The sequence below is a fragment of the Pantoea sp. EKM10T genome, from assembly GCF_011800685.1.
Lineage (GTDB): Bacteria > Pseudomonadota > Gammaproteobacteria > Enterobacterales > Enterobacteriaceae > Pantoea > Pantoea agglomerans.
In genome coordinates this window covers 20,898-46,574 of record NZ_JAALEU010000017.1, presented here as the reverse complement: position 1 = coordinate 46,574, position 25,677 = coordinate 20,898, and the positions used below count along the sequence as shown (strand labels likewise).

General features: G+C 59.6%; 21 protein-coding genes. 7 read left to right on the top strand and 14 right to left on the bottom strand.

Translation table 11 applies throughout. From position 1 onward, the window contains the following. Window positions 1-149: 149 nt before the first annotated feature. Window positions 150-800: a YtjB family periplasmic protein gene (locus HFD95_RS21295; protein WP_010253606.1), complete on the bottom strand. Its 651-nt coding sequence runs from the start codon at window positions 798-800 to the stop codon at window positions 150-152. Between the two features lie 107 nt (window positions 801-907). Here HFD95_RS21295 and serB point away from each other — a divergent pair, with 107 nt between their 5' ends. The 3 genes from serB to nadR all read left to right on the top strand — a co-directional run bounded on the left by serB (window position 908) and on the right by nadR (window position 4,598). Next, window positions 908-1,885 carry a phosphoserine phosphatase gene (gene serB / locus HFD95_RS21290; protein WP_033770935.1) on the top strand — a complete coding sequence of 326 codons (978 nt, stop codon included), beginning with the start codon at window positions 908-910 and terminating at the stop codon, window positions 1,883-1,885. Between the two features lie 13 nt (window positions 1,886-1,898). Then, window positions 1,899-3,281: a DNA repair protein RadA gene (gene radA / locus HFD95_RS21285; protein ID WP_167430696.1), complete on the top strand. Its 1,383-nt coding sequence runs from the start codon at window positions 1,899-1,901 to the stop codon at window positions 3,279-3,281. A 75-nt stretch (window positions 3,282-3,356) separates the two neighbouring features. After that, on the top strand, window positions 3,357-4,598 hold the full coding sequence (gene nadR / locus HFD95_RS21280; RefSeq protein ID WP_010253612.1) for a multifunctional transcriptional regulator/nicotinamide-nucleotide adenylyltransferase/ribosylnicotinamide kinase NadR: 1,242 nt from the start codon (window positions 3,357-3,359) through the stop codon (window positions 4,596-4,598). 45 nt (window positions 4,599-4,643) lie between these two features. On the opposite strand, the gene HFD95_RS21275 is transcribed toward nadR, so the two are convergent. Then, window positions 4,644-5,645 carry a zinc-binding alcohol dehydrogenase family protein gene (locus tag HFD95_RS21275; protein WP_033787413.1) on the bottom strand — a complete coding sequence of 334 codons (1,002 nt, stop codon included), beginning with the start codon at window positions 5,643-5,645 and terminating at the stop codon, window positions 4,644-4,646. 204 nt (window positions 5,646-5,849) lie between these two features. Between HFD95_RS21275 and HFD95_RS21270 the strand changes: the two genes are divergently transcribed. Further along, the gene (locus HFD95_RS21270) at window positions 5,850-6,746 is read left to right on the top strand and encodes a LysR family transcriptional regulator (protein ID WP_167430695.1); all 897 of its coding nucleotides are present in this window, start codon (window positions 5,850-5,852) and stop codon (window positions 6,744-6,746) included. Here HFD95_RS21270 and HFD95_RS21265 read toward each other — a convergent pair. The 4 genes from HFD95_RS21265 to deoR form a co-directional block, all read right to left on the bottom strand. Then, a complete protein-coding gene (locus HFD95_RS21265) occupies window positions 6,727-7,329 on the bottom strand; it encodes a putative adenosine monophosphate-protein transferase Fic (RefSeq protein ID WP_167430694.1) in 603 nt (200 codons plus the stop codon). The genes HFD95_RS21270 and HFD95_RS21265 overlap by 20 nt on opposite strands. Before the next feature lie 12 nt (window positions 7,330-7,341). After that, window positions 7,342-7,506: a YhfG family protein gene (locus tag HFD95_RS21260; protein WP_109652447.1), complete on the bottom strand. Its 165-nt coding sequence runs from the start codon at window positions 7,504-7,506 to the stop codon at window positions 7,342-7,344. Between the two features lie 64 nt (window positions 7,507-7,570). Continuing rightward, complete coding sequence (gene ettA, locus HFD95_RS21255; protein WP_031593292.1) at window positions 7,571-9,238, bottom strand: energy-dependent translational throttle protein EttA; 1,668 nt, start codon at window positions 9,236-9,238, stop codon at window positions 7,571-7,573. A gap of 191 nt (window positions 9,239-9,429) precedes the next feature. Continuing rightward, a complete protein-coding gene (gene deoR / locus HFD95_RS21250; RefSeq protein ID WP_010253621.1) occupies window positions 9,430-10,194 on the bottom strand; it encodes a DNA-binding transcriptional repressor DeoR in 765 nt (254 codons plus the stop codon). Between the two features lie 392 nt (window positions 10,195-10,586). Here deoR and rbsK point away from each other — a divergent pair, with 392 nt between their 5' ends. From rbsK to HFD95_RS21235, 3 genes are read left to right on the top strand one after another with little or no spacing between them, the layout of a single operon-like run. Next, window positions 10,587-11,504, top strand: a complete 918-nt coding sequence (rbsK, locus tag HFD95_RS21245; protein ID WP_033787409.1) for a ribokinase — start codon at window positions 10,587-10,589, stop codon at window positions 11,502-11,504. 9 nt (window positions 11,505-11,513) lie between these two features. Further along, window positions 11,514-12,839 (top strand): L-fucose:H+ symporter permease, encoded by a 1,326-nt coding sequence (gene fucP, locus HFD95_RS21240; protein ID WP_010671707.1) that lies wholly within the window; start codon window positions 11,514-11,516, stop codon window positions 12,837-12,839. Then, entirely contained in the window at window positions 12,836-13,849 is a 1,014-nt protein-coding gene (locus HFD95_RS21235) for an aldose 1-epimerase family protein (protein WP_033756489.1), read from the top strand. The genes fucP and HFD95_RS21235 overlap by 4 nt, the downstream gene beginning before the upstream one ends. Window positions 13,850-13,856: 7 nt before the next feature. Here the strand turns inward: HFD95_RS21235 and urtE are convergent, their stop codons facing one another. From urtE to atzF, 8 genes are all read right to left on the bottom strand, one after another. After that, window positions 13,857-14,555, bottom strand: coding sequence for an urea ABC transporter ATP-binding subunit UrtE (gene urtE / locus HFD95_RS21230; protein ID WP_061703615.1), 699 nt, complete (start codon window positions 14,553-14,555; stop codon window positions 13,857-13,859). Between the two features lies 1 nt (window position 14,556). Beyond that, window positions 14,557-15,348 (bottom strand): urea ABC transporter ATP-binding protein UrtD, encoded by a 792-nt coding sequence (urtD, locus tag HFD95_RS21225; protein WP_010671705.1) that lies wholly within the window; start codon window positions 15,346-15,348, stop codon window positions 14,557-14,559. After that, window positions 15,345-16,418, bottom strand: coding sequence for an urea ABC transporter permease subunit UrtC (gene urtC / locus HFD95_RS21220; protein WP_010671704.1), 1,074 nt, complete (start codon window positions 16,416-16,418; stop codon window positions 15,345-15,347). Before urtC ends, urtD begins: the two co-directional genes overlap by 4 nt. Continuing rightward, entirely contained in the window at window positions 16,418-17,983 is a 1,566-nt protein-coding gene (gene urtB / locus HFD95_RS21215; protein WP_167430693.1) for an urea ABC transporter permease subunit UrtB, read from the bottom strand. Before urtB ends, urtC begins: the two co-directional genes overlap by 1 nt. Before the next feature lie 92 nt (window positions 17,984-18,075). Beyond that, window positions 18,076-19,344 carry an urea ABC transporter substrate-binding protein gene (gene urtA / locus HFD95_RS21210; protein ID WP_033756912.1) on the bottom strand — a complete coding sequence of 423 codons (1,269 nt, stop codon included), beginning with the start codon at window positions 19,342-19,344 and terminating at the stop codon, window positions 18,076-18,078. A gap of 28 nt (window positions 19,345-19,372) precedes the next feature. Next, window positions 19,373-20,074, bottom strand: a complete 702-nt coding sequence (locus HFD95_RS21205) for a GntR family transcriptional regulator (RefSeq protein WP_167430692.1) — start codon at window positions 20,072-20,074, stop codon at window positions 19,373-19,375. Between the two features lie 9 nt (window positions 20,075-20,083). Then, the gene (gene uca / locus HFD95_RS21200) at window positions 20,084-23,701 is read right to left on the bottom strand and encodes an urea carboxylase (RefSeq protein WP_167430691.1); all 3,618 of its coding nucleotides are present in this window, start codon (window positions 23,699-23,701) and stop codon (window positions 20,084-20,086) included. 2 nt (window positions 23,702-23,703) lie between these two features. Beyond that, on the bottom strand, window positions 23,704-25,500 hold the full coding sequence (gene atzF, locus HFD95_RS21195) for an allophanate hydrolase (protein WP_167430690.1): 1,797 nt from the start codon (window positions 25,498-25,500) through the stop codon (window positions 23,704-23,706). Between the last annotated feature and the right edge of the window lie 177 nt (window positions 25,501-25,677).

Sequence of the window (25,677 nt, the reverse complement as noted above, 5' to 3'; positions counted from 1 at the left end):
GAGGTGCGCTGGCCCGCACTGCGGCTCGCTCGCCCGGAAAAAAAGCTGCCACGTTTGACCGTGACAGCCTTTACAAATCTAATCTTAACTGACCAGCATTACCGCTGTGCGGGCCTTTTTTGTTTTATCTTTACAGCAGCGCCGGAACACTACTCTTTCTTCTCGTCGTCCTCATCCCGATCCTCTTTCACCGGGGTGCTGGCGGTGAGCAGGAACGGCGACTGCTGCCAGCGGGTGCGGCGGTGGCGCAGCAGGGTGCGTGAGAGAATAATGCCAATTGCCAGCGCCAGCAGCATCATCAGACGCAGAATATTGGTGGTGTTATCGACCTGATGTGAGTCGGTGACGAGCACGTGGGTATCCAGCGTCACGCGCAAAAAGCCCAGCGGACCCTCGTTTCCGGCCAGCGGCTGCACAATCTGATGGTTGAAATAGCTACCCGCGCGCTGGCCGTCGAGCGCCAGCCGATCGCGGACATTGATGTTTTCACCGCTGTGCGCCACCAGGCTGCCGTCGCCGTCATAGACCGATGCATCCAGAATACGGCTGTTAGCCGTCATCTGATTAAGAATGGCTTCTATCTGAGTCCGGTTATTTTCACTGTTGTCCATCAACGGCTTAAGGCTGAACGCCACCTGGCTGGTCAGCGTATGCGCCAGCTCCTCGACCTGTTCAGAACGCGCCGCCTGATGGCCGAGGCTGAACCAGGATGCGCCCTGCATCAGCACGACCAGCAGCGCCATCGAGATGAGAACGATCACGGTACGATGTAAGCGAAATTTCAGTGCGGTTTTAGCCATTAATCATCCGGGTCATATCACAACAGAAAGCCTGGAGATTATGTTGCCAGAAGCGGCGCAGACAAGGTAGCCTCTTGCGTGGTTTTGTTGTCCCTACAGGAGCTCTGATGCCAAATCGTTTAACCTGGTGCGATCTTCCCGCCGATGTCTCCCTCTGGCCGGGTTTGCCCCTTTCTCTTAGCGGTGATGAAGTGATGCCGCTGGATTATCGCGCTGGCCGTACCGGCTGGCTGCTGTATGGCCGCGGGCTGGATAAGCAGCGGCTGACCGATTACCAGCACCAGCTGGGTGCCGCCATGGTGATCGTCAGCGCCTGGAACGTCGATGAGTATCAGGTGATTCGCCTGGCGGGATCGCTGACGCCGTTTGCCAGCAAGCTGGCGCACGACGCCGGCCTGGATGTTGCGCCGCTGGGCAAAATCCCGCATCTCAAAACGCCAGGCCTGCTGGTGATGGATATGGACTCCACCGCGATTCAGATCGAGTGCATCGACGAGATTGCAAAACTGGCGGGCTGTGGCGAGCAGGTGGCGGAAGTCACGGAACGTGCGATGCGCGGCGAACTCGACTTCACCGCCAGCCTGCGTCAGCGCGTGGCCACGCTGCAGGGCGCGGACGCCAATATTCTGAAACAGGTGCGTGATGCCCTGCCGCTGATGCCAGGCTTAACCACCCTGACGCAGAAGCTGCAGGCGCTGGGCTGGCAGGTTGCCATCGCGTCTGGCGGCTTTACCTACTACGCCGAATACCTGCGCGACAAGCTGCATCTGTCGGCGGTGGTGGCTAATGAACTCGAAATTCGCGACGGCAAACTGACCGGCAACGTGCTGGGACCGATTGTCGACGCACAATACAAAGCCGATACCCTGAAGAAGCTGGCGCAGCGTTTTGACATCGCGCCGGAACAGACGGTGGCGATCGGCGATGGTGCCAATGACCTGCTGATGATCAAAGCCTCAGCGCTGGGCATTGCGTTCCATGCTAAACCTAAGGTGAATGAGCAGACTGCGGTCACCATTCGCCATGCCGATTTAATGGGGGTGTTCTGCATCCTCACCGGCAGCCTGATCCACGAAGAGCGTTAACTGAGGTATTGATTTGGCCAAAGCGGCAAAACGCGCATTTGTCTGTAACGAATGTGGCGCAGATTACCCACGCTGGCAGGGGCAGTGCAGCGCCTGTCACGCCTGGAACACCATTACCGAGGTGCGCATTGCCGCCTCGCCCGCGGCTGCGCGTAACGAGCGCCTGAGTGGTTATGCCGGCAGCGCCGGAACCAGCCGGGTGCAGAAGCTCTCTGAAATCAGCCTGGAGGCATTACCGCGCTTCTCGACCAGCTTCAAAGAGTTTGACCGGGTGCTGGGCGGCGGGGTGGTGCCGGGCAGCGCCATTCTGATTGGCGGCAGCCCCGGCGCAGGCAAATCCACGCTGCTGCTGCAGGTGATGTGCCGGTTGTCAGAGGGGATGAAAACCCTGTATGTCACCGGTGAAGAGTCACTGCAGCAGGTGGCGATGCGCGCCCATCGTCTGGGATTACCCACCGAAAATGTGAATATGCTGTCGGAAACCAGCATTGAGCAGATCTGCCTGATCGCCGAACAGGAGCACCCGCAACTGATGGTGATCGACTCGATCCAGGTGATGCACATGGCGGAGATCCAGTCATCGCCGGGCAGCGTCGCCCAGGTGCGTGAAACCGCCGCTTACCTGACGCGCTTCGCCAAGACGCGCGGCGTGGCGATCATCATGGTTGGTCACGTTACCAAAGATGGCTCCCTGGCCGGACCGAAAGTGCTGGAACACTGTATCGACTGTTCGGTGCTGCTGGATGGCGATGCCGATTCCCGCTTCCGCACCCTGCGCAGTCATAAAAACCGCTTCGGCGCGGTCAATGAACTGGGTGTGTTTGCTATGACCGAGCAGGGCATGCGTGAAGTCAGCAACCCGTCAGCTATTTTCCTGTCGCGCGGCGAAGAGATCACCTCGGGCAGTTCGGTGATGGTGCTGTGGGAGGGAACGCGACCGCTGCTGGTGGAGATTCAGGCGCTGGTCGATCACTCGATGATGGGCAATCCACGCCGCGTGGCAGTGGGTCTGGAGCAGAACCGTCTGGCGATTCTGCTGGCGGTGCTGCACCGGCACGGCGGATTGCAGATGGCCGATCAGGATGTGTTCGTTAACGTGGTCGGCGGCGTCAAAGTCACTGAAACCAGTGCTGACCTGGCGCTGATGCTGTCGATGGTGTCGAGCCTGCGCGATCGTCCGTTGCCGCAGGATCTGGTGATCTTCGGCGAAGTGGGACTGGCGGGCGAAATCCGTCCGGTGCCCAGCGGTCAGGAGCGCATCGCTGAAGCGGCGAAGCATGGCTTCAAACGCGCCATTGTGCCGGCAGGGAATGCACCGAAAAAACCGATTGCCGGGATGCAGGTTTTCAGCGCGAAGAAGCTGGCCGATGCGCTGGCGATTCTGGACGATCTGTAACGCGCCTGCGGCCGCCAGCGAAAAGCCGCTGGCAGGCCGCTCCCACCTTAACCGCATTGATGCAGGAGGCACGACATGTCGTCGTTTGATTATCTGAAAACGGCCATTCGCCAGCAGGGCCACACGCTGCAACAGGTCGCTGATGCCAGCGGCATGACCAAAGGCTATCTGAGCCAGTTGCTCAATGCCAAAATCAAAAGCCCCAGCGCGCAAAAGCTGGAGGCGCTGCACCGTTTTCTGGGTCTGGAGTTTCCGCGCCGCGATAAAACGGTCGGCGTGGTGTTTGGTAAATTCTATCCGCTGCACACCGGCCATATCTATCTGATTCAGCGCGCCTGTAGCCAGGTCGATGAGCTGCATATCATTATGGGCTACGACGAGCCACGTGACCGCGAACTGTTTGAGAACAGCGCGATGTCACAACAGCCCACGGTCAGCGATCGACTGCGCTGGCTGCTGCAGACCTTTAAGTATCAGAAAAATATCCGCATTCACGCCTTTGATGAGGAGGGGATTGAGCCCTATCCACACGGCTGGGATGTCTGGAGTAAGGGCGTCAGCGCGTTTCTCAGCGAGCACGGTATTGCGCCGGACTGCATCTACACCAGCGAAGCGCCCGATGCGGAGATGTATCAGCAGCATCTGGGCATTCAGACCGTACTGGTCGATCCCAGCCGATCCTTTATGAGCATCAGCGGCGCGCAGATCCGTCAGGATCCGTTCCGCTTCTGGGATTATATCCCGACCGAAGTGAAACCTTTCTTTGTGCGCACCGTGGCCATCCTCGGCGGGGAGTCGAGCGGTAAATCGACGCTGGTGAATAAACTCGCCAACATTTTCAATACCACCAGTGCCTGGGAATATGGCCGCGACTATGTCTTCTCCCACCTGGGCGGTGATGAAATGGCGCTGCAATATTCAGATTACGACAAGATCGCGCTGGGCCAGGCGCAGTACATCGATTTCGCGGTTAAATATGCCAATAAAGTGGCGTTTATCGACACCGACTTTGTGACCACGCAGGCGTTTTGTCTGAAGTATGAGGGGCGTGAACATCCGTTTGTGCAGGCACTGATCGATGAATATCGCTTTGATCTGGTGATTCTGCTGGAGAACAACGTGCCGTGGGTTGCCGATGGCTTGCGCAGCCTGGGCAGTTCCGTGGATCGCCGGGAATTTCAGTCGATGCTGGTGACGATGCTGCGGGAAAACAACATCGAATTCCTGCACGTGCAGGAAGATGATTATGACACCCGTTTCCTGCGCTGCATTGAACTGGTGAAAGCGATGCTGGGCGAGAAAAACGCCCAGCCGTAACGCATGCTGTAACCCGGTCTGCCGCGGGGCAGCCGGGTCAGCGCATTAATACACCATCACTACTTTGCCGCGCATGTGGCCTTCCAGTACGCGCTGATGGGCGGCAGTTAACGTCTCAACGCTTAAGCCGTGCAGCGTCTCGCTCAGTGTGGTTTGCAGCTTACCTTCATCCAGCAACGCCGAAACCGCATCCAGAATCTCACCCTGACGCGCCATATCCGGCGTGTTAAACATGCTGCGGGTGTACATCAGCTCGAAGTGCAGGGCGGCACTCTTCAGCTTCAGCTGATCCATCGACAGCGGATGTTCGTTTTCCACGATGGTGCAGATATGACCCTGCGGGGCAATAAGCTTTGCCATGGTTTCCCAGTGACCGTCGGTATCATTCAGGCAGAAGATATAATCGACCTGTTTAATGCCCTGTTTTTCCAGCTCTCCAATCATATCTTTGTAGTTGATCACCAGATCGGCGCCACGATCGCGGCACCACTGCGCGGAATCTTCACGCGAAGCGGTGGCAATGATCTTCACCTTGCTGCGCAGTTTCGCCAGCGGGATCGCCAGCGATCCGACGCCGCCTGCGCCGCCCACGATCAGCAGCGTCTGATCTTCCGTTGCTGACTCAAGGTTCAGTCGCTCAAACAGTCCTTCCCAGGCGGTCAGGGCCGTCAGCGGGATCGCAGCGGACTGCGCCCAGTCCAGGCTCTCTGGCTTGTGACCGGTAATGCGTGAGTCAACCAGCTGCTCGGTGCTGTTACTGCCAGGACGGGTCAGGTCACCCGCATAAAAAACTTTATCGCCTGGCTTAAAGTTGCTGACTTTGCTGCCCACTTCCAGCACCACACCGCTGGCATCCCAGCCGAGGATGCGTGGCTGCTCTAATCCGTTCTTCTTCGCCCCTTTGTGAACCTTGGTATCGACCGGGTTGACCGACGCGGCTTTGACTTCGACCCGCAGGTCATACTCCCCTGGCGCTGGGGTTTCAGGGAAAATTTCAGTGAAGTTTTCAGGACTTTTCGGATTAATTGCGATAGCGCGAATAGACATACATTTTTCCTGTTTAGTCAGGCTGGAAGCCTGGATCTGGTGGTTGCCATTCTGGCCCTGAAGAGTGCTCACACTCCGCAGGGGCTGTGCCACGCTGTCTGTGGCAGACTGGCTGATGATTCGGAACAGGCTTTAAGTGTAGAACCTGATTTTAGCAGTGATAAGATGGACAATCTTTCATAGAGTGTTCGTCTGAGGTGAACAATGGCATTTCGTCAGTGGCAGGATATGGCACTGTTTGCGCTGGTGGCGGAGTGCGGCAGCTTTACCGGCGCGGCAGAACGCGCAGGGCTGCCAAAATCGAGCGTCAGTCAGCGCATCAGCCAGCTGGAGCAGCGGCTGGGGATTCGTCTGCTGAACCGCACCACCCGCCAGCTCAATCTGACCTTTGCCGGTGAGCGCTATCTGCTGCATTGCCAGGAGATGATGCAGGCCAGTGAACGCGCCGATCAGGCGATCGCCAGCCTGCGTGAAAATCCCAGCGGGCGTCTGCGTATCACCAGCCCGGCGGGGATTGGTGCCACGCTGCTGGCGCGCTGTAACGCGGCGTTTTTACGTCTCTATCCCGATGTGACGCTGGATGTCTCGATCTCCGATGAGATGCGTGATCTGGTGCAGGAGGGCTTTGATGTGGCGCTGCGCACCGGTCAGCCGCAGGAGTCCTCGCTGATTGGCCGCCGGATAGGCAACTGCCCGCGACTGCTGGTCGCTTCACAGCGCTATCTTGATCAGCATCCGCCGCTGGTTCATCCACAGCAGCTGTCTGCCCACCGCTGTATTGCGCATCGTGCCTGGAATGAATGGGTGTTGCAGCGCGATGACGAGTTCTACCGCTGGCTGCTGCCGCCAGGCCATCTCACGGACAATTTACTCTATGCGCGCGAATCTGCGCTGGGCGATGCGGGCATTACGCTGCTGCCGCACTTTCTGACCGACGGGGCGATGGCGGATCCCCGGCTGGTGCCGGTACTGCAGGAATGGGAAATCGAGGGGAATGAGCTCTGGCTGGTCTATCCGGGCCGTAAACTGAATTCACCTGCGCTGGCGCGGTTTATTGAGTTCGCGCTGCAGTCACCGGTGTTCAGGGAGTTTTATCGCTGACCGGTACAATGTGGCGCAGGAAGAGTGCCGCCATTTTTTCCGGGCCACTCTGGTAACCTGCGATATTTGCCGCTAACCAGTCGCTGGGGCTCACGCCTTTCCAGCTCACCTGATAGCCTGCGTGAAGAATGATATGTTCGAACAGAATGCGTAATGCCCGACCGTTTCCTTCCCGAAAGGGATGCAGGATATTGAACTCGCAGTAATACCAGGCAACCTGATGACAAAAAGCTTCATGGTCAGCCTGCTCAAGCCATCTTTCACACGCCAGTTTTGCAAATAATTTCTCCGCTTCACGCAGAATAAAAGCGGGCTGGCAAAAGCGGGTCTCTCCTTTGCTGATAGAGATATCACGTATCTGCCCCGCCCAGCTATAAAGCTCGTTAAACAGGCAGTAATGAATGTGACACAGTGACTGAAGGGTAAAAGGAGGATGAGAGAGCTTAATGGTGTGAATGGTCAGCGCGGTAACAGCACGCTCAGCCTGATCCAGAAGGGTTTGTTCGCGGATATCATAGCGATTGATCAGCACATCGGAATCGGGATAACAGTAGTGATCTCGCCAGACAAGATAACGATTCACGTTGGCTTCCTGTTACTGCTTATAGCGACGTCGAACCTGTTCCAGGGTCGATAACTCAGCATCTGCTGAAATACGTATCCCCTCCAGCAGGGAACTTGCGGCAAAGTTTGCGACTTTAGTGGCTTCATAAATCGCTTCAGCTTTTTTAGCCACTGGCCGCTCAGCTTTTTTCTTCATTGCGTTCAGCCCTTAAAACGTCACTGGTGAAGCAGGAGGAGGCCTGAGCCTCCCCCTGACATCGTTACTTCGTCATACGCTTGTACTTGATGCGCTTCGGCTCCAGCGCTTCGGCGCCGAGGGTACGCTTCTTATACTCTTCATATTCGGTAAAGTTACCTTCGAAGAATTCGATGTTGCCCTCATCCTGATAATCCAGAATGTGTGTGGCGATACGGTCCAGGAACCAGCGGTCATGCGAGATCACCATGGCACAACCCGGGAACTCCAGCAGGGCGTTTTCCAGCGCGCGCAGGGTTTCAATGTCCAGGTCGTTGGTTGGTTCATCGAGCAGCAGCATGTTGCCGCCAACCTGCAGCAGCTTCGCGAGGTGCAGACGACCACGCTCACCACCCGACAGTTCGCCTACGCGTTTGCCCTGATCGACGCCTTTAAAGTTAAAGCGGCCGACATAGGCGCGGCTTGGCATCTCGGTGTTACCGATGCGCATGATGTCCTGACCGCCGGAAACTTCTTCCCACACGGTTTTGGCGTTATCCATGCTGTCGCGGAACTGATCCACAGAGGCCAGTTTCACGGTTTCACCCAGTACAATCTCGCCGGAATCAGGTTGTTCCTGACCAGACATCATGCGGAACAGCGTTGATTTACCCGCGCCGTTCGGACCGATAATCCCGACAATCGCACCTTTCGGTACCGAGAACGAGAGATCGTCAATCAGCACACGGTCGCCATAAGACTTACGCAGATTGCTGACTTCCAGCACTTTGTCACCCAGACGGGCACCTGGCGGAATGAACAGTTCGTTGGTTTCGTTACGTTTCTGGTAGTCGGTGTTGTTCAGCTCTTCAAAGCGTGCCAGACGGGCTTTGCCTTTAGACTGCTGGCCTTTTGGCCCTTTGCGTACCCACTCCAGCTCTTTCTCAATCGACTTGCGACGAGCGGCTTCAGAGGAGGCTTCCTGCGCCAGACGCGCATCTTTCTGCTCCAGCCAGGAGGAGTAGTTACCTTCCCACGGAATCCCTTCACCGCGGTCAAGTTCCAGAATCCAGCCTGCAACGTTATCCAGGAAGTAACGGTCATGCGTAATCGCGACGACGGTGCCTTCGAAGTCGTGCAGGAAGCGCTCCAGCCAGGCGACAGATTCGGCGTCCAGGTGGTTCGTTGGTTCGTCCAGCAGCAGCATGTCTGGTTTTTCCAGCAGCAGGCGGCAGAGGGCGACGCGACGACGTTCACCACCGGAAAGGGTGGCAATTTTCGCGTCCCAGTCAGGCAGGCGCAGCGCATCGGCAGCACGTTCCAGCTGGGTATTCAGGTTGTGACCATCGTGAGCCTGGATGATCTCTTCCAGACGGCCCTGTTCCGCGGCCAGTTTGTCGAAGTCTGCATCTTCTTCAGCATAGAGCGCATAGACTTCGTCGAGACGCTTCAGTGCGCCAACGACTTCTGACAGCGCTTCTTCTACCGACTCACGCACGGTGTGTTCAAGGTTAAGCTGCGGTTCCTGCGGCAGGTAGCCAATCTTGAGGCCTGGCTGCGGACGCGCTTCCCCTTCGATATCTTTATCGATGCCGGCCATGATGCGCAGCAGGGTAGATTTACCCGCGCCGTTCAGGCCGAGTACGCCAATTTTTGCGCCAGGGAAGAAGCTGAGCGAGATGTTTTTCAGGATATGTCGCTTCGGCGGAACCACTTTGCCGACGCGATGCATGCTATAGACGAATTGAGCCACGTTGGTTTGAGCCTCTGGGTCTGTTGGTCGTTTGAATGATGTCGAAGTTTAGCCTTTTTCACCGTTTAATCCCAGCCGGGGGGCGGCGAATATTAGCGTGGCGGAGCCGATGCCGGGCATTGCCAGGCATAACTGACTGATTTCCACACTCAATCGCTGACAGAGTCAGGAGAGGATGTCAGAAAGAGGCGTCAGGGCAGGCGCAGCGGGATCGCCTGCTGGGCCAGCCAGTTTTGCAATGCCTGATCGGGCGCGCTGTCACTCACCAGCAGATCAAAGCGCTGCAGTTCGGCGATGCGGGCAGGCAGCACCTTGCCATATTTACTGCTGTCAGCCACCAGCACCGACTTTCGGGCACGCAGCATGGCGTGATGCTTCATCATCAGCTCATTGGTGTTGTAGCAGGTCGCGCCCTGATCTTTGTCGATGCCCGCCGCAGAGATAAAGGCCAGCGTCGGGCAGAGATCGTCAAGGATGGTATGCACGCCAATCGGCGTAAACAGGGCGTTGTCGGCATGAAATTCACCGCCGCTGAGAATCACGTTACAGGCCGGTTTCTCTTTCAGGGTCAGAAAAGTATTCATGGCGCAGCAGATGGCAGTAAACGACAGGGTGTCGGGAATCGCATCCACGATATAGGGCAGGGTGGTGCCGCAGTCAAAAAAGACCGTATCGTTCTCGTTGATCAGGCTGGCGGCCGCCTGTGCCAGTCGCTGCTTTCTGGCGGCATTCTGGCCATGCTGATCGCTGACAAAATAGTGGCTGGCATGACTTTTCGGATCGCTGACGATATAGCCGCCCAGCAGGACCACGCTGGAGCCCGGCTCGGTTAAATCGCGGCGAACGGTCATCTCTGAGACGCCGAGCAGCTGGGCCGCATCTTTCAGATGCAGTTTGTCGGTGCGTTTCAGCGCCTGCGTCAGCTTGTGAATGCGTTCGTCGCGCCGGGTTTCCATGGTCATCTCTCTGTTCCCTATCCTGCAGTGCGGAAGAAAGACGCCGGGATCGACGTCAATACGCTACAAACCTCACAGATTTGAATGAGTTGCGTCTCATCCGCCAGGCTGGCAGTCAATCTTACCCGCATTCCGTGAGGGCCGCAAACCTCCGCCGTGCTGTCAGCGCGTGGTGATATCGGCACGTCACCACAGGCGGTTGTGGCTTTCATACAGCGCGTTCAGTGATGTTAGCTTGTTATAATAATAACACTGAAAATCCCATTTTATGGCGTAATTTGCCTATTCTCACCGCCTCAGGATGTGGTTTTTGTCACATATTTAACCTTTAAGAATTGTTATTGTTACTTTAATAACATTTTAAGTTTAAAAAACATCCGGGAGAAAAGGTCATGACAATTGCGGTCATCGGCTCAAACATGGTCGATCTGATTACCTATACCAACAGCCTGCCGAAAGCGGGCGAAACCCTTGAAGCGCCCGACTTTGCCATTGGCTGCGGCGGTAAAGGGGCCAACCAGGCGGTCGCGGCGGCAAAAATGGGCGGCAACGTGATGATGGTCAGCAAGGTCGGTGACGATCTCTTTGCTCCGAACACCGTTGCAAATCTTCAGCAGCAGGGCGTGGACACGCGCTTCGTCACCACCGCACCGGGCACCTCCAGCGGCGTGGCACCGATTTTTGTCGATGACCAGTCGCAGAACCGCATTCTGATTATCAAAGGTGCTAACCAGCAGCTGAAACCGGCCGATATCGACGACGCGGCAGAGGCGCTGAAAGCCTGCCAGCTGATCATCCTGCAGCTGGAGATCCCACTGGAGACGGTCTATTACGCCATCGATTTTGCCCGCCAGCATCAGATCACAGTGATCCTTAATCCGGCTCCGGCCGTCGCCACGCTTGATATTGATTACGCCTGCAAATGCGACTTCTTTATGCCCAATGAAACCGAGCTGGAGATCCTCACCGGTCTGCCGGTCAGCAGCGATGAAGAGGTGATCCTCGCCGGACAGTCGCTGCTGAAGCGCGGCCTTAAAAATCTGATCATCACCCTGGGCAGCCGGGGATCGGTCTGGATGAGCGGCGACGAGATCCATCGCGTGGATGCCACACCGGTTCAGGCGGTTGACACCAGCGGCGCGGGCGATGCCTTTATCGGCTGCTTTGCGTATCTGCTGGTGGAAACCGGCGATGTGGCCGCCGCCATGACCCAGGCGTCTGCCTATGCCGCCTGCAGCGTCACCGGGCGCGGCACCCAGCGCGCCTATCCCGACGCAGAGAGTTTCCAGCGCTTTCTCAACCGTAACTGAGGGTCTGCCATGCAACAGAAAATTGTTCAGCAATCTGATGGCTATCTGAATAAAACGCCGCTGTTCCAGTTCATTCTGCTGTCGTGCCTCTTTCCGCTCTGGGGCTGTGCGGCGAGTCTTAACGATATCCTGATCACTCAGTTTAAAAGCGTATTTGCCCTGAGCGACTTTGCCAGTGCGCTGGTGCAGAGTGCCTTTTATGGCGGCTATTTTCTGATTGCGATCCCCGCGTCGCTGGTGATCCGCAAGACCAGTTATAAGATGGCGATTATGATCGGCCTGGCGCTCTACATTGCCGGCTGTATCGCCTTCTATCCCGCCTCGCACATGGCGACCTACACCATGTTCCTGGCGGCGATATTTGCCATCGCCATCGGCCTGAGTTTCCTGGAAACCGCTGCCAACACCTACAGCTCGATGATTGGCCATCGTGATCACGCCACGCTCCGGCTCAACGTCAGCCAGACCTTCTATCCGATCGGTGCACTGATGGGGATCGTGCTGGGTAAATATCTGGTGTTCCAGGACGGCGACAGCCTGGAGAGTCAGATGGCGACCATGACGGCAGAGCAGGCACATGCGTTCCGCCTGACGATGCTGGAACACACGCTGGAGCCCTACAAATATCTGGTGATGGTGCTGGTGGTGGTGATGCTGCTGTTTATGTTCACCCGCTATCCGCGCTGTAAACCCGAAAGCAGCGAGAGGTCGCGCCCCTCGCTGGGCGAGACCTTCCGCTATCTGGCTGGCAACCGACACTTTAAACGCGGAATTGTGACTCAGTTCCTCTATGTCGGCATGCAGGTGGCCGTCTGGTCGTTTACCATTCGTCTGGCGCTGACGCTGGGGGCGACTAATGAACGTCACGCCTCGAACTTTATGATCTACAGCTTCATCTGCTTCTTTATCGGCAAGTTCGTGGCGAACTTCCTGATGACCCGTTTCCGCGCCGAGAAGGTGCTGATTGCCTATTCGGTGCTGGGCGTGCTGACGCTGGCTTATGTGATGCTGGTGCCGAACTTTACCGCCGTCTACGCCGCCGTTTTTGTCAGCGTGCTGTTTGGTCCCTGCTGGGCAACGATCTACGCGGGAACGCTGGCGACGGTCGATAACAAATACACCGAAGTCGCGGGCGCGTTTATCGTGATGGCGATTGTCGGTGCGGCCTTTGTCCCGGCGCTGCAGGGCCTGGTTTCGGACTCACTGGGTTCAATGCAGCTGGCATTTGGCGTCTCGCTGCTCTGTTTCGCCTGGGTCGGATTCTACTTCTATGGCGAACTGCGCCATAAAAAACAGCCGGTTGCGACCGGTCGTCTGGCGGAGGAGTTACCATGAAAACCCGTTTACCCTTAGCGCGTGAACAGTTTCACACCACACCCTGGGTGCTGCTGGAGAGCGATGATTTCCGGGTTGAGCTGTTTCGTTATCCGGCGGGCATTGAGGCGGTGCGCATTCATAACCGGCGTGGCAGCGTGACCGTGCTGCCGTTTCTCGGGCAGATGATCTGGGACGCAGAGTTCGACGATCATAACCTGACCATGGGCCACAGTTTTAAGCAGCCGCTGCCCGCAAATTCGATCATCGACACCTATGGCTGTTTTGCGTTTCATTCGGGACTGCTGGCCAACGGCTGTCCCGCACCAGAGGACGATCATCCGCTGCACGGTGAGATGGCCTGCGCCCGTATGGACAGCGCCTGGCTGGTGCTGGAGGATCAGACGCTGTCGCTGGAAGGGGAGTGTGAATATGTCAAAGGCTTCGGCCATCACTACCTGGCCGCACCCGCCGTCCGCATTCCGGCCAGCCAGCCCCGGCTGACGATTGAGATGACAGTCACTAATCTGGCTGGCGCGCCGATGCCGCTGCAGTATATGTGTCACCTCAACAGCGCGTGGATCGATCAGGGCCGCTTCCGGCAGTCGATCCCCGAACAGGCATTCCAGCTGCGTCGCTCGATCCCGGCGCATCTGCGACCGACGCCCGCCTGGCGGGATTACACCGATCGGCTGGCGCGCGATCCGCAGGCGTTACAGCAGCTCGATCAGCCGCAGCTCTGCGATCCGGAGATCGTCTTCTTCGCGGACGATCTGCCTCAGTATGGCGATGAGGTGCAGTTTGAGCTGCATGCGCCGCAGGGCTATGCGTTGATGACGCGCTTCTCTACCGCACAGTTCCCGCACGCCACTCGCTGGCTGCTGCACAACCACGATCAGCAGGTGGCGGCCTATATTCTGCCCGCCACCTGCCGGCCAGAGGGCTTTCTTGCCGCGCAGCAGGCTGGCACGCTGATCACCCTGGCGCACGGTGAACAGCGCCACTTTTCTGTCGAGACCGGCTTACTCTGAGCCGGGTTTAAATTGCCACCAGGCCGCGCACACCCTCTGCTTCCATGGTGTCGCCGCGGCCACGCTGCACAATTTCTCCGCGCGACATCACCAGATAGCTGTCCGCCAGCTCCGCCGCGAAGTCATAAAACTGCTCCACCAGCAGGATCGCCATATCTCCCCGTTGCGCCAGCTGGCGGATCACCGCGCCGATCTCTTTGATCACCGAAGGCTGGATCCCTTCGGTCGGCTCATCAAGGATCAACAGCTGGGGCCGACAGGCCAGCGCCCGGCCAATCGCCAGCTGCTGCTGCTGACCGCCAGAGAGGTCGCCGCCCCGGCGTGACTTCATCGCCAGCAGCACCGGAAAGAGCTGGTAGATCTCCTCCGGCACTTCACGCGCCTGCGCAGCCGGAAAGCGTGACAGCCCCATCAGCAGATTCTCTTCCACCGTCAGACGCGGAAAGATTTCCCGCCCCTGGGGCACATAGCCGATGCCAGCCTGCACCCGCTGGTGCGGCTTGCGGCCATTCATGCGCTGCTGCTGCCAGTGAATCTCGCCCGACTTCGCCGGGATCAGCCCCATCAGGCATTTCAGCAGCGTGGTCTTCCCAACACCATTGCGCCCCAGCAGACAGGTGATTTCGCCAATCTTTACCTCAAACGACAGGCCGCGCAGAATATGACTGCCGCCATAATATTGATTCAGTTCAGTAACCTGTAACATTTCAGCGCCCCAGATAAACGTCGATAACCTGCTCGTTGGCCTGCACGTCGCGCAGCGAACCCTCGGCCAGTACCTGACCCTGATGCAGCACCGTCACGTGGTCGGCAATGGTTTCGACAAAGCCCATGTCATGCTCCACCACCATCAGCGAATGCTTGCCCGCCAGGCTGCGGAACAGCTCGGCGGTGTAGTCCGTTTCGGCATCGGTCATGCCCGCGGCCGGTTCATCCAGCAGCAGCAGATGCGGCTCCTGCACCAGCAGCATGCCGATCTCCAGAAACTGCTTCTGGCCATGCGACAGCAGGCCCGCGCGACGCTGGCGTTCGCCGCCCAGCCGCAGCAGTTTCAGCACCTCATCAATGCGGTCACGCTGTTCGCCGCTGAGGCGGGCGCGCAGGCTGGCCCAGACCGATTTATCGGCTTTAAGCGCGATCTCCAGATTTTCGAACACGGTTAACGCCTCAAACACCGTGGGCTTCTGGAACTTGCGGCCGATCCCGGCGCGGGCGATCTCAACCGGTGAGAGACGGGTCAGATCGCTGTCCTGGTCGTAGATCACCCGGCCGGCGTCGGGCCGGGTTTTGCCGGTGATCACATCCATCAGCGTGGTTTTGCCCGCACCGTTGGGGCCGATCACGCAGCGCAGTTCCCCGACGCCGATCTGCAGCGAAAGATCGGTCAGCGCCCGGAAGCCTTCAAACGACACGCTGATCTTCTCCAGTTGCAGCACCGGATCGCGCTGCACCCGATGGCGATCCGCCAGTTGAGTTTGGGTAAACAGGGCATCACTCATTTTTTCCTCCGGCGCAGCAGGCCAATCACGCCGTGCGGCAGAAACAGCGTGACCAGGATAAACATCAGCCCCAGGAAAAAGAGCCAGTATTCGGGGAAGGCGACGGTGAAGAAGCTGCGTGCGCCGTTAACAATCGCGGCACCCAGCAGCGGGCCTATCAGCGTGCCGCGTCCGCCCAGCGCCACCCAGATCGCCGCTTCAATCGAATTGGCCGGTGACATCTCACCCGGATTGATAATGCCGACCTGCGGCACATAGAGCGCCCCGGCCAGGCCGCACAGCACGGCGGAGAGCGTCCAGACAAAAAGCTTGAAACCGCGCGGGTCGTAACCACAGAACATCAGACGGTTCTCCGCATCCCGCACCGCAGTCAGCACCCGGCCAAATTTGCTGCGCGCCAGGGCGAAGCCGATCGCCAGGCTCAGCAGCAGCAGCAGCACCGTGGCGATAAACAGCCCGATACGGGTGGGGGTTGCCGTTACCGAAAAGCCGAGCAGGGTGGTAAAGCCGGTAAAGCCATTGTTGCCGCCAAAACCGGTTTCGTTGCGGAAGAACAGCAGCATCCCGGCGTAGGTCAGCGCCTGGGTCATGATGGAGAAGTAGACGCCTTTAATCTTCGAGCGAAAGGCGAAGAAGCCAAAAATCAGCGCCAGCAGGCCCGGCACCAGCATGCTCAGGCAGAGCGCCCAGGCGAAATAGTCGGTGCCGGTCCAGAACCAGGGCAGTTCCCGCCAGGAGAGAAAGGACATAAAGGCGGGTAAACCCTCGCCTGCGGCCTGGCGCATCAGGTACATGCCCATGGCATATCCACCCAGGGCGAAAAAGAGGCCGTGGCCCAGCGACAGCAGTCCGGCGTAGCCCCACACCAGATCCAGCGCCACCGCGACCACCGCGTAGCAGAGGATTTTGCCGACCAGCGTCAGGGTATAGGTGGAGATCGCCAGCGGATGCGTGGCGGGCAGCAGCGCCAGAAACGGCATCACCAGGAGCGCTACGGTAATCGCCAGGCCAATGCTGATGGTCAGGCGCGGCGCGGTGCGCGCCACGCGAAGCGTGATGGGTTGCGTCATCAGTCAGTCACCCTTCCTTTTACCGCAAACAGCCCCTGCGGACGTTTCTGAATAAACAGCACGATAATCACCAGAATCAGGATCTTGCCCAGCACGGCGCCAATCTGCGGCTCCAGCACTTTGTTGAGAATGCCCAGGCTGAACGCGGCAACCACGGTGCCCGCCAGCTGACCGACGCCACCCAGCACCACCACCAGGAACGAGTCGATAATGTAGCCCTGGCCCAGCTCCGGTCCGACGTTACCGAGCTGCGACAGCGCCACGCCACCCAGCCCGGCAATGCCCGAGCCGAGTCCAAACGCCAGCATATCGACGCGACCGGTCGGCACGCCGCAGCAATCCGCCATGGCGCGGTTCTGGGTCACGGCGCGCACGTTCATGCCAAGGCGGGTCCGGTTAAGCAGCAGCCAGGTGAGCGCCAGCACAAACACCACAAACAGGATCACCGCGATGCGGTTCCACGGCAGCACCAGATTGGGCAGCAGCTGTAAGCCGCCGGAGAGCCACGCCGGATTCGCCACCTCCAGGTTTTGCGCCCCGAACAGCACCCGCACCAGCTGGATCAGCATCAGGCTGATCCCCCAGGTGGCGAGCAGCGTCTCCAGCGGACGGCCATAGAGATGGCGGATCACCGTGCGTTCCAGCGCCATGCCGATGGCGGCGGTGACCAGAAAGGCGACCGGCAGCGCCAGCAGCGGATACCAGGCTAAATAGTGCGGCGCAAACTGCTGAAACAGGCTCTGTACCCACCAGGTGGCGTAAGCGCCGAGCATCAGCATTTCACCGTGCGCCATGTTGATCACCCCGAGCAGGCCATAGGTGATCGCCAGACCCAGCGCGGCCAGCAGCAGTATGGAACCCAGCGACAGGCCGCTAAAAGCCTGCCCCAGCAGATCGCCCCACATCAGCCGTTTCTGAATCTGTTGCAGACTTTCCGCCGCGGCGGCCCGCACCGTGGCATCCGGCTCATTCGCGGGCTGGGTCAGGCGTTGCAGGCTGGCCTGCGTATTGGGATCGCTGGACTCACCCAGCAGTTTCACCGCCCGCAGGCGCACCATCGGCTCGCCATCCGCCAGTTGCAGGTTCGCCAGCGCCAGCGCCAGTGCGGCATGAACCCGGCTGTCCTGCTCGGCGGCAAAACGCTGCTCCAGCAGCGGCAACTGGTCGGCAACGCCCTCACTTTGCAGCTGCTGCGCTGCGCGCAGACGCAGGGCCGTATCGCTGCTCACCAGCTGGTGGGCGGCCAGCGCGTTGTTAACCAGCACGCGCAGGCGATTGTTCATAAACAGCTTTTTCAGGTTTCCCGTGGGCTGCGCCACCGCATCCAGCGGCTGCAGCGTGGTTCCCTGCTGGCTGAACGGCTGTTTATTCTGGTCGATGACCACCGTTTCGGCATGCAGCGCTTCCAGCAGCGGCAGGCGAGGACTATCCGGTGCGGCGGCCCACTGCTGCAGCAGCGTGGCCTGCTGACTGCGGCTGGCGGCGGCAAAGTCAGCCGCCGGTCCGGCACTGGCCAACAGCGGCATCAGCAGCAGCAGGCTGAAAAAGCAGCGACATAGATTCATAAAAGGAGCCTCGTCAGGGGAGGGCAGCACGGCGGGGTGCCGTGCTGCCGCTTCACAGCGGGTGACGCTGCGTATCAATCAGCAACGCGCGATTACTGCGCGGTCTTCACCGGGTGGTCGGGCTTTTTGTCGTTACCGGCAATGTACGGGCTCCACGGCTGCGCACGTACCGGCTGATCGGTCTGCCACACCACGCTGAACTGGCCGTTCTCTTCCACTTCACCAATCATGACCGGTTTATGCAGATGATGGTTGGTCTGATCCATGGTCAGGGTAAAGCCATCCGGCGCTTTAAAGGTCTGACCGGCCATCGCCGCCCGCACTTTGTCCACATCCGTGGTGCCCGCTTTTTCCACCGCCTGCGCCCACATATGAATGCCAACATAGGTCGCTTCCATCGGGTCGTTGGTGACGACGGTGGCGGCGTTCGGCAGGTTATGTGCTTTGGCATATGCGCGGTAGTCGGCGACAAACTTCGCGTTGGTCGGATTATCGATAGACTCGAAATAGTTCCAGGCGGCTAACTGACCCACCAGCGGTTTGGTGTCGATGCCGCGCAGCTCCTCTTCGCCCACCGAGAAGGCGACCACCGGAATGTCAGTGGCTTTAATCCCCTGGTTCGCCAGCTCTTTGTAGAACGGCACGTTGGAGTCGCCGTTGATCGTGGAAACCACTGCCGTTTTGCCGCCAGCCGCAAACTTTTTGATGTTGGAGACAATGGTCTGGTAGTCGCTGTAACCAAACGGCGTGTAGACCTCTTCGATATCTTTATCCGCCACACCTTTGCTGTGCAGGAAGGCGCGCAGGATCTTGTTGGTAGTACGCGGATAGACATAGTCGGTGCCAAGCAGGAAGAAGCGTTTCGCGCTGCCGCCATCTTCGCTCATCAGATACTCCACGGCCGGAATCGCCTGCTGGTTAGGCGCAGCGCCGGTGTAGAAGACGTTGGGTGACATCTCTTCCCCTTCATACTGCACCGGATAGAACAGCAGGCCGTTCAGCTCTTCAAACACCGGTAGCACCGATTTGCGCGACACCGAGGTCCAGCAGCCAAACACCACCGCCGCCTTATCCTGAGTCAGCAGCTGCCGCGCCTTCTCGGCAAACAGCGGCCAGTTAGAGGCGGGATCGACCACCACCGGCTCCAGCTTTTTCCCCAGCACGCCCCCTTTGGCGTTGATCTCATCGATGGTCATCAGCGCCACATCCTTCAGCGGCGTTTCTGAAATCGCCATGGTGCCGGAGAGCGAATGCATGATCCCCACTTTGATGGTGTCAGCCGCCTGCACACTCCAGGCGAACCCCATGCTGACAACGGTGGCGGAGAGGGCGAAAGCCTTGATCAACGAACGTCTTTTCATCATCTGAAACCCCTGAGTAGTTGTTGTGTTATTCGGTGAGCTGGAGCCGGGCCTGCTGAAGGCGGTGCAGCGTGATCTTTCTGACCTCCGCCTTACTCACGGCGATGTGATCGGTCAGGATGCGTTGCGCCCCGGCGGTCTGCTGCTGAAAAATCGCCTGTAAAATCTGTGCATGTTCCTGATAAGTGGCACAGATGCGATCGTCACGAGTGAAGTCGAGCCGGCGGATAATGCGGATCTTCTCGGTGAGTTCGGCGTGAATGCGTGCCATCTCCGGGTTACCCGCTGCCGCCACCAGCGTCATGTGAAACGCTTCGTCATGCTGCGACACCACCAGGCCCTCTGTAAGCGCCTCCGCCTCGCACCAGAACTGGTTCAGTTCGTTTAACAGCTCGGCACACTGCGGCGCGGGCAGGGCGCAGAGGCGTTTGACCGCCTCGCACTCCAGCACGGTGCGCAGGTCATACAGCGATTCGAACCAGGCGAAATCGAAGTTCTTAATCTGCCAGCCGCTGCGAAACCAGACGTCGACAAAGCCTTCGCGTTCCAGCCGGAACAGCGCCTGACGGACCGGGGTGCGGCTGACCGCCATCCGTCCGGCGATTTCGCTTTCGCTGAAGCGATCGCCGGGCATCAGGCGAAAGGCGAAGATATCGGCCTTCAGCGCCAGATAAACCCGTTCCGCCAGCGCTTCCGGGCGGGCTTTAGGGGAGTGGGGTTGCGTTGTCATTACCGCTCCTTATTCCAGCCACAGCAGGTTATCGCCAGGACTGACCGGACGGCCCGCCTGGCAGGCAATCCGCGTCACACGACCGGCCTGCGGGGCGACAATCGCCAGCTCCATCTTCATCGCCTCCACGATAATCAGCGTCTGCCCGGCGCTGACCTCGTCGCCCGGCTGCACCAGCACTTTCCAGATGTTGCCATTGAGATCCGCCTGCACCGGTAGCCCGTTTTCCTCCTCTTCGCTGACGCTGGCGCGCGTTTCATCCTCCGGCGGCGCGTTCTGCTCTTCCTGCGCCCATAGCTGCACTTCCTGTTCAAAGGCGGCGGCCTGGCGCTGGCGGAACGCTGCAATTTCAGCGGCGTGGTCGGCGAGGAACTGCTGGTGGGCGGCAAAATCAAACTGCGTCTCTTCAATACGAAGGCTGGCGCGGCCTTCGCGGAAATCTTCGCGCAGCTGGGTCAGTTCGGTTTCACTCACCGGATAGAAGCGCACCTGATCGAAGAAGCGCAGCAGCCACGGCGCATCGGTAGCGAACTGCGGATTTTTCAGGAAGGTATTCCAGATGGGCAGCGTGCGGCCCACCAGCTGATAGCCGCCGGGCGAATCCATGCCGTAGATGCACATGTACATGCCGCCGATCCCTACGGTGCCTTCGGCGGTGAAAGTGCGCGCCGGACTGTATTTGGAACTCAGCAGGCGATGGCGTGGATCGATCGGAACGGCACAGGGCGCGCCAAGGTAGACGTCGCCCAGCCCCAGCACCAGATAGCTGGCGTTGAACAGGGTATCGCGCACCTCATCGCGGCTGCTTAAGCCATTAATCCGCTGGATAAAGTCCACGTTGTTGGGCAGCCAGGGGGCGCTGGCGCGCACCGTCTCCTGATAGCGGCTGACGGCACCCAGCGTGGCGCTGTCTTCAAATGCCATCGGCATCCACACCACGCGGGAGGGCACTTTCAGCGTGCTGACGTCGCCCAGCGTCGCTTCCAGCGCCAGCAGCAGCGACATCAGCCGGGACTGGTTAATGATGCGGCTGTCGTAGCGCACCTGCAGCGAACGCACGCCAGGCGACAGCTCCTCTACTCCGGGCTCCGCCTGCGCCGTCAGCGCATTCATCAGCAGATGGACACGCAGACGCAGCGCCAGATCCAGCACATTGTCGCCATACTCAATCAGCACATATTTGTCGCCCGCCTGGCGATAGACCACTTTCGGCGTGCTGGTCGTGGCCTCCAGAGCGGCCAGAATCGTGGCGGAACCGTGGGCGGTTTCGGCCAGTGACGGCACGGCAAACGTGGGCGGATGCTCAGGCCGCAATGTCTCAATCAGATGCATCTGCGCTTTTTCCCGCGCCAGCGCATCGTCTGCGGTGATGGGGTGGAAGCGGATGGTGTCGCCAGGTTTAACCTGGCCTACTTTCCACAGCTCGGCTTTGGCAATGGTCACCGGACAGACAAAGCCGCCGAGACTCGGGCCGTCGTGCGTCAGGATCACCGGGAAGTCGCCGGTGAAATTGACCGCGCCAATGGCATATTCACAGTCGTGAACGTTGGAGGGATGCAGGCCCGCTTCGCCGCCGTTGGCGCGGGTCCAGGTCGGTTTCGGGCCGACCAGCCGCACGCCGAGGCGGTTGGAGTTGTAGTGCACCTGCCAGTCACTGGCGAAGAACGCATCGATGGCGGCCTGGGTGAAGAAATCCGGTGCGCCGTGCGGGCCGTAAAGCACGCCGATGCGCCACTCGCTGCCGTAGTGCGGAATCAGCGCCGCATCGAGCGGCTGCGGATCGCTGACCGGGGCAGGCGTGGTGCAGGCTGCCCGATCAGGCTGGGAGATCGCCAGCATATCGGCAACCCGCAGAGTGCGTCCGGCGTGACCGCCAAACTGGCCCAGCGAAAAGGTGCTGCGGCTGCCCAGATACGCCGGCACGTCGAAGCCGTTACGTACGGCCAGATAGCTGCGGCAGCCCGTCCGGGCGCGTCCCAGCGCCAGAGTCTCTCCCGCTTTCACCGCCAGCGGCTGCCAGGTGCTGACCGGTTCGCCCTCCAGCGTGGCGTCGCAGTCAGCACCGGTCAGCGCCACGATGGCATCACAGTGGAAACGCAGCGTCGGCCCCTGCAGGGTAAATTCCAGCCCCGCCGCCGCGTCATGATTACCGACGATGCGGTTAGCCAGCCGGAAAGCGAAGTCATCCATCGGGCCGGAAGGCGGCACGCCGATATCCCAGTAGCCGAGGCGGCCTGGATAGTCCTGAACCGAACTGAAGGTGCCGGGTTGCAGCACTTCCACCACGGAGGAGGCAGGCACCACGCTGTCGAGGTAGCGCGTCCAGACGTTGCCGCTGCGAAACGCGTCGCTGGCGGTAATCTGGCGCAGATAGTCGAGGTTGGTGGCGATGCCGTGCAGCTGAGTGGCATCCAGCGCATGGCGAAGTTTTTCCAGCGCCGCATCGCGGGTGTCGGCATGCACGATCAGTTTGGCGATCATCGGATCGTAGAAGCTGGAGACCTCGCTGCCGGTTTCAATGCCGCTGTCGACCCGCACGCCGTCAGGGAAAGTTACGCCGGTTAGCAGGCCGGGGCTGGGCTGAAAGTTCTTCAGTGGATCTTCCGCATAGAGCCGCACTTCAATGGCGGCGCCCTGCGGCGCCTGCTGCAGACGTGACCAGTCAACCGCATCGCCCGCCGCCACCTGCAACATGCACTCCACCAGATCGAGTCCGGTGACGCACTCAGTGACCGGATGCTCCACCTGCAGGCGGGTGTTTACTTCCAGAAAGTAAAAGGCCTGCTGGTCGACGTCGTAGATATACTCCACGGTGCCTGCGCTGCGGTAGTTTACCCGCTCGCCGAGCCGCACCGCCGAGGCGAGCAGGGCATCACGCGTCGCCGGAGAAAGACCGGGCGCGGGCGTCTCTTCCACCACCTTTTGATTGCGGCGCTGCAGTGAGCAGTCGCGTTCACCCAGTGCGACCACAGTGCCGTTACCGTCACCAAAAATCTGCACTTCTACGTGGCGGGCGCGATCGATGCAGCGCTCCAGAAACACGCCCGCATCACTGAAGAACTGCTCGCCAAGACGGCGTACGCTCTCCCAGGCGCTGGCGAGCGCACCGGCGTCGGCGCAGCGCGTCAGGCCAATGCCGCCGCCGCCCGCCGTGCTTTTCAGCATCACCGGATAGCCGATCTTATCGGCCGCCTGTATCGCCTCCTCCAGCGACGCAAGCAGCGGTGTGCCGGGCGTCATTGGTACACCCGCACTGGCTGCCAGCTCACGGGCACGGTGCTTAAGGCCGAACTCACCAATCTGCTGCGCGGTGGGGCCGACAAAGGCGATCCCCGCCGCTTCACAGGCTTCGGCAAACGGCTGGCTTTCTGAAAGAAAACCGTAGCCTGGCCAGATAGCCTGGGCGCCGCTCTGCTGAGCCGCCGCCAGAATTTTGTCGATGCGCAGATAGCTGTCGCTGGCTTTATCGCCGCCCAGCGCGATAGCGATATCCGCCTGCTTAACGTGCTGCGCGTTGCGGTCAGCATCTGAATAGACCGCGACACTTTTGACGCCCAGGCGCTTCAGCGTCCGAATGGCGCGGCAGGCGATTTCGCCGCGGTTGGCAATCAGTACGGTGGTGAACATGATCAGTGACTCCCCTGTGATGCCAGCCAGTTGCGCCAGCCGCCCGTCTCAGTAATCTCCAGCGCGTTGTTCAGCGCCGCGCCTTCGCAGATAAAGCCTTTCACCACCCGCCCATCCGCCAGCGCCAGGCTGCCGATGCCCAGCGGTGCGGGAATCTCGGCCACAAACTCACCAAAGCGCGCCAGCGGGATATCCCACAGCTCCACGGTGATAGCGGCGCCCTGTTCGTCACGCATCAGGCCGGGTTTTTTGATCGCGCCCTCCAGCAGGGCAAACAGGCGATAGTGTGGCGCGGTCTTCGTCTCTTCCACCCAGACGGCATGGCGATCGGTGAGCTGGAAATTAAGCGGCATTCCGGTGAGATGCGCGCCCACTACCGCCAGCCGGACATGGTCGGCGGAGGCGGGCAGGCTGGTGCGCCAGGCAGGGCAGGGCTGGCCGGTCGCGCCCAGCGGCAGAGCAAGCTGCTGCTGCCAGCGAATGCCAAACTCAGCCAGCGCCCGATCGTGCCAGGCGGGCGCAATCAGCGTGATGCCTGCCGGGAGATCGTCATTGCGAAACGGTGCGGGCAGCGCCAGCGCGGCGAGGTCGGCAAGGTTGGTAAAGTTGGTATAGGTGCCAAACTGCGAGTTGTAGTGAATCGGCTCCTGCTTCATCTCCTCCAGGGTATGAATCGTGGGCGAGGTCGGCACCACCAGCGCGTCAAACTGTGCCAGCGTCTGCTGAATCTGGCGCGTCAGTTCGGCCCGCAGATACTCCGCCTTATAGGCATCGACTGCGCTGTATTTCAGGCCGCTGGCGATAATCTCGTGTACCACCGGATCCATCTCCGCCGGGCGATCGAGCATTCCGCCCACCGCCGCCGTGCGTTCGGCGACCCAGGCACCGTAGTAAAGCTGTTCAGCCAGCTTCCTGAACGGGGTGAAGTCGATGGGGTGTAGCGTCACGCCACCCGCCTGCAACGCCTCCAGCGCCTGGTCCCAGGCGGCTTCGGCGGCGGCATCATCAAAAAACTCCGGGTTCAAAGGTACCGCAAAATGGGGATGAACCGGCAGGCTGGCCGGGGCGGTGCGCGGATTAATGCGCGAATAGGCGTCACCGGCATCATAGCCACCCATGACGCTGGCGACGCTAAAGGCATCTTCTGCCGTCAGCGCAAACACGGAAATCGTGTCGTTGAGGCGGCAGGCGGGCACCACGCCGCGTGCAGAGAACCAGCCCTTGGTCGGCTTCAGTCCGACAATATTGTTAAAGCCCGCCGGAACGCGGCCCGATCCCGCGGTATCGGTGCCCAGTGAAAAGGCGACCAGCCCGCGCGCCAGCACCGACGCAGAGCCGGAGCTGGAGCCGCCACTGACGTAATCGGCATCAAAAGTGTTACTGACCGCGCCAAACGGGGAGCGGGTGCCCACCAGGCCGGTAGCGAATTGATCGAGGTTGGTTTTGCCGATGACTATCGCGCCGGCGGCTTTCAGCCGGGTGACCGCTACCGCGTCTTCGCTGGCGGTATAGGTAAAGGCGGGGCAGGCGGCGCTGGTCGGCCAGCCCGCCACATCAATGTTGTCTTTGACGGCGAAGGGAACACCAAACAGCGGCAGCGATCCGGGATCGCGCTGATAGTGCGCCAGCAGTGGCTCAATCTGAGCCGCTAACTGATCCGGTGTCGCCAGATAGATCCAGGCATTATCGTGTGTGTCGAGAGCCGCCAGGTGTGCGCTCAGCAGCGAAGTAATCTGTTGCGGCGCCTGCTGATAGCGCTGCTGCCAGGCGTGAAGCGTCAGGCCAAAGGTTGAAGTCATACGAAGAATTCCAGCTGGTATACAAGATGGAATTCAACAGAGCAAAGGCTGTGCCACTTTTTTAACGCAATGATTCAACAGTTTAATGCGTGTAGTGATAAGATTTTCTGATGATAATTTGCACAATTACGGCGCGCGCGCTGAACGATGACGGTGCGTTTACCTTTCGTGTGCGTA

Bases quoted from the DNA above. Each gene is read 5' to 3' on its own strand.
- HFD95_RS21295 (WP_010253606.1), bottom strand. From the start codon at position 800: ATGGCTAAAACCGCACTGAAATTTCGCTTACATCGTACCGTGATCGTT.
- serB (WP_033770935.1), top strand. From the start codon at position 908: ATGCCAAATCGTTTAACCTGGTGCGATCTTCCCGCCGATGTCTCCCTC.
- nadR (WP_010253612.1), top strand. From the start codon at position 3,357: ATGTCGTCGTTTGATTATCTGAAAACGGCCATTCGCCAGCAGGGCCAC.
- HFD95_RS21275 (WP_033787413.1), bottom strand. From the start codon at position 5,645: ATGTCTATTCGCGCTATCGCAATTAATCCGAAAAGTCCTGAAAACTTC.
- HFD95_RS21270 (WP_167430695.1), top strand. From the start codon at position 5,850: ATGGCATTTCGTCAGTGGCAGGATATGGCACTGTTTGCGCTGGTGGCG.
- HFD95_RS21260 (WP_109652447.1), bottom strand. From the start codon at position 7,506: ATGAAGAAAAAAGCTGAGCGGCCAGTGGCTAAAAAAGCTGAAGCGATT.
- deoR (WP_010253621.1), bottom strand. From the start codon at position 10,194: ATGGAAACCCGGCGCGACGAACGCATTCACAAGCTGACGCAGGCGCTG.
- rbsK (WP_033787409.1), top strand. From the start codon at position 10,587: ATGACAATTGCGGTCATCGGCTCAAACATGGTCGATCTGATTACCTAT.
- fucP (WP_010671707.1), top strand. From the start codon at position 11,514: ATGCAACAGAAAATTGTTCAGCAATCTGATGGCTATCTGAATAAAACG.
- HFD95_RS21235 (WP_033756489.1), top strand. From the start codon at position 12,836: ATGAAAACCCGTTTACCCTTAGCGCGTGAACAGTTTCACACCACACCC.
- urtE (WP_061703615.1), bottom strand. From the start codon at position 14,555: ATGTTACAGGTTACTGAACTGAATCAATATTATGGCGGCAGTCATATT.
- urtD (WP_010671705.1), bottom strand. From the start codon at position 15,348: ATGAGTGATGCCCTGTTTACCCAAACTCAACTGGCGGATCGCCATCGG.
- urtC (WP_010671704.1), bottom strand. From the start codon at position 16,418: ATGACGCAACCCATCACGCTTCGCGTGGCGCGCACCGCGCCGCGCCTG.
- urtB (WP_167430693.1), bottom strand. From the start codon at position 17,983: ATGAATCTATGTCGCTGCTTTTTCAGCCTGCTGCTGCTGATGCCGCTG.
- urtA (WP_033756912.1), bottom strand. From the start codon at position 19,344: ATGAAAAGACGTTCGTTGATCAAGGCTTTCGCCCTCTCCGCCACCGTT.
- HFD95_RS21205 (WP_167430692.1), bottom strand. From the start codon at position 20,074: ATGACAACGCAACCCCACTCCCCTAAAGCCCGCCCGGAAGCGCTGGCG.
- uca (WP_167430691.1), bottom strand. From the start codon at position 23,701: ATGTTCACCACCGTACTGATTGCCAACCGCGGCGAAATCGCCTGCCGC.
- atzF (WP_167430690.1), bottom strand. From the start codon at position 25,500: ATGACTTCAACCTTTGGCCTGACGCTTCACGCCTGGCAGCAGCGCTAT.